At 41.5% G+C, this 11,052-nt stretch carries 8 protein-coding genes; 5 read left to right on the forward strand and 3 right to left on the reverse strand.

Going from position 1 to position 11,052, the window contains the following annotated elements; all coding sequences use genetic code 11:
* Positions 1-297 precede the first annotated feature (297 nt).
* Both A9Z07_RS15130 and A9Z07_RS17925 read left to right on the forward strand, forming a co-directional pair.
* A complete protein-coding gene (locus A9Z07_RS15130) occupies positions 298-2,763 on the forward strand; it encodes an acyl-CoA dehydrogenase (protein ID WP_069579716.1) in 2,466 nt (821 codons plus the stop codon).
* A gap of 216 nt (positions 2,764-2,979) precedes the next feature.
* A complete protein-coding gene (locus A9Z07_RS17925; protein ID WP_005229212.1) occupies positions 2,980-3,090 on the forward strand; it encodes a hypothetical protein in 111 nt (36 codons plus the stop codon).
* Between the two features lie 108 nt (positions 3,091-3,198).
* On the opposite strand, the gene A9Z07_RS15135 is transcribed toward A9Z07_RS17925, so the two are convergent.
* Positions 3,199-3,879, reverse strand: coding sequence for a hypothetical protein (locus tag A9Z07_RS15135; RefSeq protein WP_062846738.1), 681 nt, complete (start codon positions 3,877-3,879; stop codon positions 3,199-3,201).
* 48 nt (positions 3,880-3,927) lie between these two features.
* A complete protein-coding gene (locus tag A9Z07_RS15140) occupies positions 3,928-6,099 on the reverse strand; it encodes a TonB-dependent siderophore receptor (RefSeq protein ID WP_069579717.1) in 2,172 nt (723 codons plus the stop codon).
* A gap of 431 nt (positions 6,100-6,530) precedes the next feature.
* Here A9Z07_RS15140 and A9Z07_RS15145 point away from each other — a divergent pair, with 431 nt between their 5' ends.
* The 3 genes from A9Z07_RS15145 to A9Z07_RS15155 all read left to right on the forward strand — a co-directional run bounded on the left by A9Z07_RS15145 (position 6,531) and on the right by A9Z07_RS15155 (position 10,537).
* The gene (locus A9Z07_RS15145; RefSeq protein WP_069579718.1) at positions 6,531-7,622 is read left to right on the forward strand and encodes an amidohydrolase family protein; all 1,092 of its coding nucleotides are present in this window, start codon (positions 6,531-6,533) and stop codon (positions 7,620-7,622) included.
* A complete protein-coding gene (locus tag A9Z07_RS15150) occupies positions 7,609-8,451 on the forward strand; it encodes an SDR family NAD(P)-dependent oxidoreductase (RefSeq protein WP_069579719.1) in 843 nt (280 codons plus the stop codon). Before A9Z07_RS15145 ends, A9Z07_RS15150 begins: the two co-directional genes overlap by 14 nt.
* 385 nt (positions 8,452-8,836) lie before the next feature.
* Positions 8,837-10,537, forward strand: coding sequence for an NAD-dependent malic enzyme (locus tag A9Z07_RS15155; RefSeq protein ID WP_005256577.1), 1,701 nt, complete (start codon positions 8,837-8,839; stop codon positions 10,535-10,537).
* A gap of 84 nt (positions 10,538-10,621) precedes the next feature.
* On the opposite strand, the gene A9Z07_RS15160 is transcribed toward A9Z07_RS15155, so the two are convergent.
* Complete coding sequence (locus tag A9Z07_RS15160; protein ID WP_004771166.1) at positions 10,622-11,044, reverse strand: Lrp/AsnC family transcriptional regulator; 423 nt, start codon at positions 11,042-11,044, stop codon at positions 10,622-10,624.
* Positions 11,045-11,052 lie beyond the last annotated feature (8 nt).

Here is an 11,052-nt window from a genome sequence, read left to right on the forward strand (position 1 = left end):
AAGTAAGCGTTATATATTCTAAAAACACAAAAATAATATTTATTATGATTAGTGCTAATTTTCATAAGTTATTTTCATAATTTTTTTGGAAATAGTTTTTAATGTTTAGATTATGAATGAGAAAACTGTTTAGTGTCATCTCGATGAATTTATGTAAATTTTAGTAGTTAAGCGAGCAAATACCGACCCGATATGTAGAATAAAAAACAATCATTTTATTAAAGAATTATCTCAACTATAAATTCACTCAACGTTTCTCATTTCTGCTGTATGCCGATCTGAGCCAAAGGAGTAAACATGATTGTATTATTCATATTGCTTGGCCTATTGATTCAGCTTTTTGTTATTTGGGCTCTCTTTTATTTTGAAGCTACGCGAACTATTGGCTGTGTGGTGGCGATTGTAACTGCCATTCTATGTAGCATTTTGATTACGCCTTGGAGTTTGTTACTGGGCGTGCCCATCATCATCGCAAGTATTATTCTCTTAATTACGCCGTTACGTGATGCATTGATCAGTCGACCCGCTTTTAAAGTGCTTTCAAATGCCATGCCGAGTATGAGTACGACGGAAAGAGAGGCGTTGGACGCAGGTACAAGCTGGTGGGAAAAAGAACTGTTTATGGGAGCACCTGATTGGAAAAAGTTTGATCAATATCCTTATCCAGTCTTATCTACAGAAGAACAGGCATTTTTAGATAATGAAGTACAACAGCTCTGTTCAATGTTGGATGAATGGCAGATCCATCATCAGGAAAAAGACCTGCCGCCTGAGGTTTGGCAATTCATTAAAAACAATGGCTTTCTTGGTTTGATTATTCCAAAAACATTTGGTGGTAAACAATTTACGCCTTTTGCGCAAAGTCGAATCATGAGCAAGATTGCTTCTCGCTCATTGACTGCTGCGGTGAGTTGTATGGTGCCGAATTCGCTTGGGCCGGGTGAGTTGTTGCTGCACTATGGTACAGAAGAGCAAAAACAACGTTATTTACCCGGCCTTGCAAATGGTACAGAAGTGCCTTGTTTTGGTTTGACCAGCCCTGAAGCAGGTTCGGATGCAGGTGCGATCCCGGATACGGGTGTGGTCTGCTATGGGCAATACCAAGGTCAGGAAGTCCTTGGCTTAAAAATGAATTTCTCTAAGCGTTGGATCACATTGGCTCCGATTGCAACCGTGATTGGTTTGGCTTTTAAACTTTATGATCCAGAAGGTTTATTGGGCGACAAAAGTAAAGTGGAATATGGCATTACCTGCGCTTTGATTCCAGCCGATCATGAAGGCATTCATATCGGCCCACGACATAATCCAGGGGCGCCGTTTATGAATGGTACGGTTGAGGGGAGTGATGTATTTATTCCTTTGGACTGGATTATTGGCGGGCAGCAAAATGCTGGTAAAGGCTGGCGTATGTTGATGGAATGTCTAGGCGTAGGGCGTGGTATTTCACTGCCTGCTTTGGCAACCGCGGCAGGGGAAATGAGTTATCTACTGGTGGGTGCATTTGCCAGTGTGCGTCAACAATTCAAAATCTCGGTTGGACATTTTGAAGGGGTACAAGAGGCGACCAGTGATATCGCCAGTGATGCCTATATGCTGGAATCATTCCGTTATCTGGTGACCTGTGGTTTGAACCAAGGTGGAACGCCTGCGGTGATGACGGCAATGGCAAAATACTATGCGACTGAAACCATGCGTAAGGTGGTCAATCACGGTATGGATGTGGTGGGTGGTCGAGCGATTCAGTTAGGCCCACGTAACTTCCTTGCATTGACTTATCAATCGATTCCAGTGGCTATTACGGTAGAAGGGGCAAATATTCTGACCCGTTCGTTGATGATTTTTGGTCAAGGTTCGATGCGTTGCCATCCTTATTTGTTTGAAGAATTGCAGTTGTTGCAGTCGGAAGATAAAGCCGCAGCGTTTAAAGAATTTTCGCCACTATTGTTTAAACATTTAGCCTATACCTTCAATCGTGCCGCTAAAGCTGTTGCATTTTCGATCACGGGTGGTTCGGATGATGGCTCTAAACAAGCCGATGATTTTTCCAAAGGCTATTACAGTACGATTAACCGTTTCAGTGCTGATTTTGCATTAACGGCAGATATGGCGCTTGGGATTCTGGCGGGTGATTTAAAACGTAAAGAAATGCTGTCTGGGCGTTTGGCTGATATTCATGCGCATTTATTTATCGCCACTGCGATCTTGAAATATTATGAGCATGGACAAAGAACCGAGGCAGAAAAGAAACATGCGGAATTAGCGTTGAATAAAGCTTTGTATCAGGTGCAAGAAGCCTTCTTTAGCTTCTATGATAATTTCCCAATGAAACTTGCAGCCTGTATGGTGAAATTAATTTGCTTCCCATTTGGTCGTCCAATTGCGGCACCATCGGATCAATTGAAACAGGAAGTGGCGCAATTGATGATGCAAGAGCATGCGTTCCGAGATCAGCTCAAACAACATGTTTATTATACGACAGATGCAAATGATGTAATGGGACGGATGGAGTCCACTTTCCAAAGTCTGTTACAGTTGCAACCGTTGTGGAATAAATTTAAAAAAGCGGAGTCAAAAGACCAGTTTACAGGGCTAAGCTTTGAAGAACACATTACCAATGCGATTGAAACAGGTTTTATCAGCACTGCTGAGGCAGAATCGCTTTTACAATACAATGCTAAACGCTATGACAGTATGCTGACGGATATTTTTGATGAGCACTTAGTCGATGATCTGCCGCTGGAAAATCCTCATCTTCGAACCTGATTACTGAGTCGCTTAATAACAGCTTGAAGCAGTCCTGAATGTATGAGAAAGACGTTTTTCATGTCTCCTATACATATATTCAGGGCTGTTTTTCATAACAATTCTCAAGTTTTATATCAATCTGTTATATTTTTTTTGCAAAATTCTGTGTCTTTTCTTGTTCTGTACCTTCCTGCACTATAACAATATGAATTGAGCAAAGCGAAAGGTACCGATATGAGTTTTTTGAAAAAAAAGAATAATGCCAGTTTTGTGTTCTTCATTATTACACTATATGCCTTTTTAGGCTTTGGCATTGGCTACGTGATCTGGGAATATCTTTTATAACAACGTTACCCAGATGCTTAGGATCTATGTTCAAAAATCCTAAGCATTTGCTGTGTCATGGGCTGAAATTTGATGCATCCTTAAGAAAGTGCAAGCCGATTTTTAAGTCTATTTCTTTAATAACCATTGCACTGAGGCATCAAACAGTTTGAGACCATCTTCTGAAAGATTGGGGAAGGTCTCATTATTGAGAAAGAACATCAGCCTTTTTGCTGGGGCCAAAGATTCATAATCCATGGTTGCACCTTTTTCATAACCCCAGATGGCCACTTTTTCTGGTTGACCATAAATCGTTGCAATAATGGTGGCACCTAATCCCGGCTTGCCCCAACTCATGGGTGCCTGTGCTTTATAAACGTTGCGCGTTCCCGCAGGAAGGTTCGCCGATAGGGGATGCGGTGCATTGACCAGCCACAAATAACGTTCTTTCTCAACTTCACCAAAATCAGTATCGATCCGTTTACCTGTCATCGCCAGATCATCGAGATAATCATTTTCCCACGTCATCAGTGGAATCGGGAGTTGACGCCAACCTGATTTTAAATTTTTGGACGCAACCGTTGAAGAAAGAATGACCAGATCAGGATGATTTAAGTTGCTTGGCGAAACAGATTGATCAAGGAGCTCAACTTGATAACCTTGAGTCTGTAAATACTTCTGAATAGATACATCGGCAGAAGCAGATGCGCCATTGAGCTGTGAAATGAGCGCAATTTTTGTCTTCGCATAAACAGAAGATGTTAAGGTAAACAGTGCTGTGATCAGCGTGATAGAAAGAAGCTTTTTCATATTGATCTCAACAGAGCAGTGATTTAAGCACTGCTCTGTTCCTCTATTTTAGAATTTAAACGTTGCTCGCAACACCGCTTGGCGAGAGTCACCTTGTGATACCGCCAGATTATTAACGCTGGCGGTATAGTAGGTTTTATCGAAAATATTATTTAAATTAAACTGAAAGTTAACTGCCTGTTTGGCAAAGGTGGTGTCATAACTGATAAAGGCATTGGCAAGCATATATTCAGGTAGGTCAAAGGTGTTTTCTGAATCACCTGCGCGCTTACCGACATAATTGCCACTGAGTCCTAAACGTAAATTGCCATTATAAAGTTCGCCGTAGTTATAGGCCAATGCGAGTGAGGCGGTATCTCGTGCCACATTATTTAAACGATTGCCTTGTAGACCAGTTTCATCTTCAGTGACTTTGGCGTTGGTATAGGCATAGGTCAGGGTGGCGTCGAGTTGATCAGTTAGACGGCCTGTGAGGTCGAGTTCAGCACCTTTAGAGCGGACGGCACCTGTGGTGTGTAGTTCTACTTCTTTGATTGATGAATTGGTTATTTTGGCAAGCACATTACGCTTTTTAATATCGTAGAGTGCAAAGTTGGCCTTAATACGATCATTAAATTCATATTTTGCACCGAGTTCATAAGATTTTGCCTGTTCAGGTCGGACATCCGAGTCAATAACAGCATTGCCACCTAAAGGAGCAATTGTAGAGTTCGGTTTGAGTGATTCGGTATAGCTCCCATACAATGAAAATTGGTCATTCCATTGATAGACTAAACCTGCATGTGGAAGCCAAGCATCATCATTGGTATTGGTATTTTCTTTAAATGGTCTGCCGCGCCCAGCAGTCTGTTGATAATGTAAGTAACGCCCACCAAGCACCGCAATCCATTTTTCATTTAAATGGATCGCATCTTGCAGATAAAAACCATAGGTATGCAATTTATCGGTTTGGTCACTATCCGACGCGACGATATTGCGGGAAGCTTCGACAGTGCCAAAATCTGGGTTGAGATAGTCTAGGGTAGAAGTGTCTCCACGAACCATATCGGGACGGAAATATTTACGGTATTCGATATCCGAACCGATCTGAATGTCATGCTTTAAACCGAGCAGATTGATCGAGCCATTGAGATAGGCTTGGGCATTACTATCTATGCTTTCTGCATTTAAGGTCGCATCGGTACGACGCTTCACAGTATGATTCTTTGTATCTAACGAGGTGACGCGTAACTGGTTAGCATCATAGGTTTCGTAGTTATAGGTATAGCCGAAATGCGCTGACCAGGTGTCATTAATTTGATGATCAACCAACAGTTGTGCCAGATGATCTTCACCTTTCATTTGATTAAAAGCTTCATCTAGACGTTGGTATTTTGAGATCGGTAAAGCTTTTTTGGTGTTGGGATCAAAAATGGTTGAGCGATCAAAAGGAACATCAAAATGACGATATTGATAGCTGAGATTGACTTTGGTCTGACCATTGTTCCATGCCACAGACGGAGCGATTAAAGTCTGTTTGAGATTACCAAAATTACGCCAATAGTCTGCGTCAGAATGATCGACAATAAAACGATAGGTAAAGTTACTTTCATTAATTGCGCCCGTAGTATCCAGACTTGCACCTAAACCATTTTTACCCGCAGCAAAGCTTGAACCATAGATTGCCATTTCGGTTTTCTGGGTCATTTCAGGTTTTTTAGTGACAACATTGACCACACCGCCAGGGTCCATAATGCCGTAAAGGAGAGAAGCTGGGCCTTTTAATACTTCAACCTGTTCAACTGCCGCATTCATGGTTCGACCTTGCACAATTGGCATGCCATTCACGGTAATTGAACCATCACGGTTGTCTCCAAAACCGCGTTTCATAACCGTATCTTGAGTGCCGCCTAAGGTGTTGCCTTGAGTAATGCCGCTGACTTGTGTGAGTGCATTATCCAGATTCGCGGGCATATAATCTTTCACATATTGTTTGGAAACGACATTGACGGTTTGAGAGCTCTCCAGATTTTTTTGTTTACCTCTTAAGGTCGATGCTGTTTGCGTTCCGATATAGCCTGAGCTGGATTCAGCTTGTACTTTGATGGTGTCTAGCTGTGTGATTTCTGGTGCAGCAGTTTCTGCCCAAGTCAGCACAGGAATACAAGACAGAAGCAATGAACCGCTATATTTTAAAATTTCAATCGTGATGAGATTTTTACGCGGAGAGAATGCAGACATAGGAATACCTGAGCGATACCAAAAATAGGGTAGAGACTGGAGAAAAGAGACTATCAATCTGATGACAATTTGGGTCAATGCAGCGATAAAAGCGTGCTCAGTATATTTAAATAGGAATCATTTACAAGAACTTGCTGGAAAGTAGGAAGCTTGAAAAAATAAGAGTTTGATAATACGTAAATTATTTTGAGTTTTTTTTTGTTCCTTGGGAATTACTTTATTTGAGATAAATGCTTTTCAATTAATTGAAATTGTTGATGAATTTATAATTTTAAAAAGATCAAAGCAAAAATAAATGAATCGTATTCATAATGTCATATTGAAATAAATCATTTTATTCATACTGACTTGTTCGGTAGGCTACAGTGATGAAATACGGTTACAGTTAGATAAAGTATCACCAATTTAAAATAATTATATTGAGTTAATCCATGGAAGAATTAGGCTTTTTGATCATTGATCCACATATCCATCAATGGGATCCTTATCACACACCGCATTCTGCTGCTGTATTGGTCAAAGCTTTAGGGAAATATCCCGCTGTTATGGATCGTGTTGTTCGTTTAGTCAAACCTAAGCCTTTATTAGAAACTTTAGGTACAACCCAATACGCATTGAATCCCTATTTACCAACGCATTATCAAAACGATAGCAGTTTATTTCCTGTAGAAAACGTGGTGCATGTCGAAGCAAACTGGCATCATCACAAAGGCTTGGGTGTGGTGGAAGAAACCAACTGGATCAAGCAATTAGATTTTAATCGTCACGGTTTAAAGCTGGGTGCCATCGTTGCTGCGGCTGACCCAAGAGACCGAAAATTCAAAGACATTCTTAAAGCTCATCAGCAGGCGAGCCCACTATTTCGTGGTATTCGTAAAATGGCGGCCTGGCATGAGGATAGTGGCATTTATCGATGGTGTGATCGGCCTCATCTTTATCGTGACAAGAAATTCTTAAAAGGTTTTGAACAACTTGCAAAAATGGATTTATCTTTTGATGCATGGGGATATTCCACTCAGTTAGCAGAAATCACCAGTCTGGCGAAACAATTTCCTCAAACCCGTATCATCGTTGATCATCTGGCGACACCTGCTGGCTTGTTTGGAGCTGTGGGTAAGAAAACGGGGATTACAGCATCGCAGCGTGAGTCTATTTTTAAACAATGGCAACAAGATATTGCAGTTCTGGCTGAACAGAAAAATGTCTATGCCAAAATTTCAGGCTTGATGATGCCAGTATTAGGACATCGCTTTTATCAACAAAAACGAACAGCAACGCCTTCTGAAATCGTGAATCTACTCAGCCCATTGCTTGAACATGCTGTTCAGGTCTTTGGCATCAACCGCATTATGTATGCGTCTAATTTTCCTATGGATAAAGCCAATGCGACATTGAATGATCTTGTGCAGGCTTATATCCAGATGCTTCGTCCTTATGGTGAGCAGGCGATGCACGCCGTTTTTAGACAAAATGCAGCCCATTTTTATCAACTTCATCTAGAGTCTACCCATGAAAAGTTTTAATCAGAAAGTCGCTGCAATTACAGGTGCAGGTTCAGGGATTGGTCGACAGCTTGCACTTTTGCTGGCACAGCAAGGTGCACATTTAGCTTTGAGTGATGTCAATGAACAGGGATTGCAAGAGACGAAGGCTTTGTTACAGCAATATCCTGTCAATGTTACCCTGACACAGCTGGATGTTTCTGATCAGGAAGCAGTGCGTGAATGGGCAGTACAGAGTTTTAAAGCACATGGCAAGATTAACCTGATTTTTAATAATGCGGGTGTGGCGCTGGCAAGTACCGTCGAAGGGATGGATTATGAGGAGCTGGACTGGATCTTAAAGATTAACTTTTGGGGGGTGGTCTATGGCACCAAAGAGTTTCTGCCTTATTTAAAACAAAGTGGCGAAGGGCATATTGTGAATATTTCCAGTCTGTTTGGCTTAACGGCTCAACCGACCCAAAGTGCCTATAATGCAACTAAATTTGCAGTTCGTGGTTTTACTGAATCATTGCGCCAAGAATTAAAGCTGCAACAGAATGGGGTGAGCTCGACCTGTGTACATCCTGGCGGTATTCGAACCAACATTGCCAATAGTGCACGTATGAGTGACAGCATTCGGGCTTTGGGAATGAATCCAGCTAAAGCCAGTCAAGCCTTTAACAAAGTGTTGAAAACACCACCTGAACAAGCTGCCAAAATTATTCTTGAAGCTGTGAAAGCAGATAAAGCACGTGTTCTGATTGGAAATGATGCAAAAATCATTGATCTGATTCAGCGTATTACGCCGACTCATTATTCACATGCATTGAGTTTCTTTACCAAGAAATCCAAGAAAAAGCGGGCTTAACCTATACACTCGGACATAAAGGAAAAACGATTTTCGATAAGCGAGTAAATCAGGCTTCCTTTATGGTTCTGTGGGATACTGAATAAAAAATAAAATTGCTGTGTTTGATTAAAGATGAGATCTAAAATCTATTTGTGTTGAATAATTATACAGATTAGGTCGGGTGTATAAAAAACCTACAAAATATCGCCACAGATGGACTACAAATGTGCATTATTAGCGAGTACTATTTATTTCCTAAATGTTGAATCACTTTGCATACCGTCAGATTATTCGGTTTCGATGGCGGATTAGTGTAAATTATTCACTTCGCCAGAATTCTTTTTGTATAAGAATTTAAGCAACGAAATTTTATATATTTGACGGATAATCTCAAGAGTAAGGTATGCCTGCGACCCCTAGTAAAATCAAAAAACCTTTATATATTCCCTATGCTGGGAATGCTCTTTTAGAACTTCCGCTGTTAAATAAAGGCTCTGCTTTCTCTGAAGAAGAAAGAGAAAATTTTAATTTACATGGTCTCGTTCCATACAATATTGAAAACATCGAAGAGCAAACTCAACGCTCTTATCAACAGTACCTTTCATTTGACAGTGACCTGAATAAGCATATTTATTTAAGAAATATCCAAGATACCAATGAAACCCTGTTCTATAGTTTATTGAGTCAGCATTTGGATGAAATGCTACCGATTATCTACACCCCGACGGTAGGGGAAGCCTGCCAGCGTTTCTCTGACATTTACCGTCGTCACCGTGGTATCTTCATTTCTTATCCAGAACGTAAGTACATTGACCAAATTATTCACAACGTGAATAAGAAAAATGTCAAAGTCATCGTGATTACAGATGGCGAACGTATCTTAGGGCTCGGCGATCAGGGGATTGGGGGGATGGGTATCCCGATCGGCAAATTATCACTATATACCGCGTGTGGTGGTATCAGTCCTGCCTATACGTTGCCGATTACCATTGATGTTGGAACCAACAACGAAGAATTGCTGAATGATCCAATCTATATGGGTTGGAAACAACCGCGTATTCGTGGTGAGCAATATTATGAATTCGTTGAGCAAATTATTACTGCGGTGCGTCAGCGTTGGCCTGATGTACTGATCCAGTTTGAAGACTTTGCGCAAATGAATGCCATGCCATTATTAACCCAGTATCGAGACAAGATCTGCTGTTTTAATGACGATATTCAAGGCACGGCGGCTGTAACAGCGGCAACCCTGATTGCGGCATCTCGTTCACAAGGCAAGCAGCTTAAAGATCAAACCATTACGTTTGTTGGTGCGGGTTCAGCAGGTTGCGGTATCGCAGAGCAGATCGTTCGTCAAATGATGGATGAAGGGCTAAGTGATCACGAAGCACGTTCACGTATCTTTATGGTGGATCGTTTTGGTCTCATGACCGATCAACAGCCGAATTTACTCGATTTCCAGCAGAAGCTGGCGACACCAACCAGTGCCATTAGTGACTGGGAGTATACGGGTGAATATGTCGGTTTACTGGATGTGGTGAAAAATGCCAAACCAAGTATTCTGATTGGTGTTTCTGGTCAGGCTGGCTTGTTCAGTGAAGAAGTGATCAAAACCTTAGCGAAATATTATAAACATCCGATTGTTCTGCCACTGTCGAACCCGACTTCACAAGTGGAAGCACAACCTAAAGATATTATCGAATGGACAGATGGCGCGGCGATTGTTGCCACAGGTAGTCCATTTGCGCCAGTTTATTATCAGGGCAAGGCTTATAGCATTGCGCAGTGTAATAACTCATATATCTTCCCTGGAATTGGTCTCGGTGTCATCGCATGTGGCGCAACGCATATCAGTGACTCTATGCTGATGGCTGCAAGTACCGCATTGGCAGATTGTTCGCCACGCCTGAAAAATCCAGCAGCGGATTTATTGCCGAATATTAATGATATTCAGCAAGTGTCCAAGTTTATTGCTTTTAAAGTGGCAAAAGCGGCAATGGCTGATGGCTTGGCTGTTCCGATGAGTAATGATGTGTTGAAAACAGTGATTGATGATAATTTCTGGACACCAGAATATCGTAGTTACCGTCGTGTCACTGCTTAAGCGATAAGTGATTTTTTAAAGGGCGCATGATTATTCAGATCATGCGCCCTTATTTATGTCTGCAATCTTTGACTTTTGACCTGATCAGGTTTTATAGGTCGACAACAGAATACTGGTTTCACTATTGTAAATGCCTGAAATATTTCGGATTCGCTCCAAAGCCTTATCAAAATTTTCCAGACTGTCTGATTGTAGCTCGACCAGAATATCCCATTTTCCATTGGTGGTATGCAGACGCTCTACCGCAGATTCGAGACGCAGTTCGCGGATAACGGCTTGGGCTTTGGTGCCTTCAACCATAATATTCATCCATGCCCGAATGATATTTTTCTCTGCACTGGGGCGGAAGCGCACTGTGTAACCAGTAATAACACCAGTCGATTCCATATATTCAATTCGCTTCTGTACCGTTGCGCGAGAAACACGCGTTTTGGCCGCCAGATCGGTAATGGACATCCGTGCATTGTCTTTGAGTAATCCTAATATAATATGATCGATATTGTTCATTTTGATAT

Origin of the sequence: Acinetobacter sp. YK3, assembly GCF_001729365.1 — a bacterium.
In the GTDB taxonomy this organism is placed as follows: domain Bacteria; phylum Pseudomonadota; class Gammaproteobacteria; order Pseudomonadales; family Moraxellaceae; genus Acinetobacter; species Acinetobacter vivianii.

Coding starts and splice junctions, on each gene's coding strand:
- A9Z07_RS15130 (WP_069579716.1), top strand. CDS start 298: ATGATTGTATTATTCATATTGCTTGGCCTATTGATTCAGCTTTTTGTT.
- A9Z07_RS17925 (WP_005229212.1), top strand. CDS start 2,980: ATGAGTTTTTTGAAAAAAAAGAATAATGCCAGTTTTGTGTTCTTCATT.
- A9Z07_RS15135 (WP_062846738.1), bottom strand. CDS start 3,879: ATGAAAAAGCTTCTTTCTATCACGCTGATCACAGCACTGTTTACCTTA.
- A9Z07_RS15140 (WP_069579717.1), bottom strand. CDS start 6,099: ATGTCTGCATTCTCTCCGCGTAAAAATCTCATCACGATTGAAATTTTA.
- A9Z07_RS15145 (WP_069579718.1), top strand. CDS start 6,531: ATGGAAGAATTAGGCTTTTTGATCATTGATCCACATATCCATCAATGG.
- A9Z07_RS15150 (WP_069579719.1), top strand. CDS start 7,609: ATGAAAAGTTTTAATCAGAAAGTCGCTGCAATTACAGGTGCAGGTTCA.
- A9Z07_RS15155 (WP_005256577.1), top strand. CDS start 8,837: ATGCCTGCGACCCCTAGTAAAATCAAAAAACCTTTATATATTCCCTAT.
- A9Z07_RS15160 (WP_004771166.1), bottom strand. CDS start 11,044: ATGAACAATATCGATCATATTATATTAGGATTACTCAAAGACAATGCA.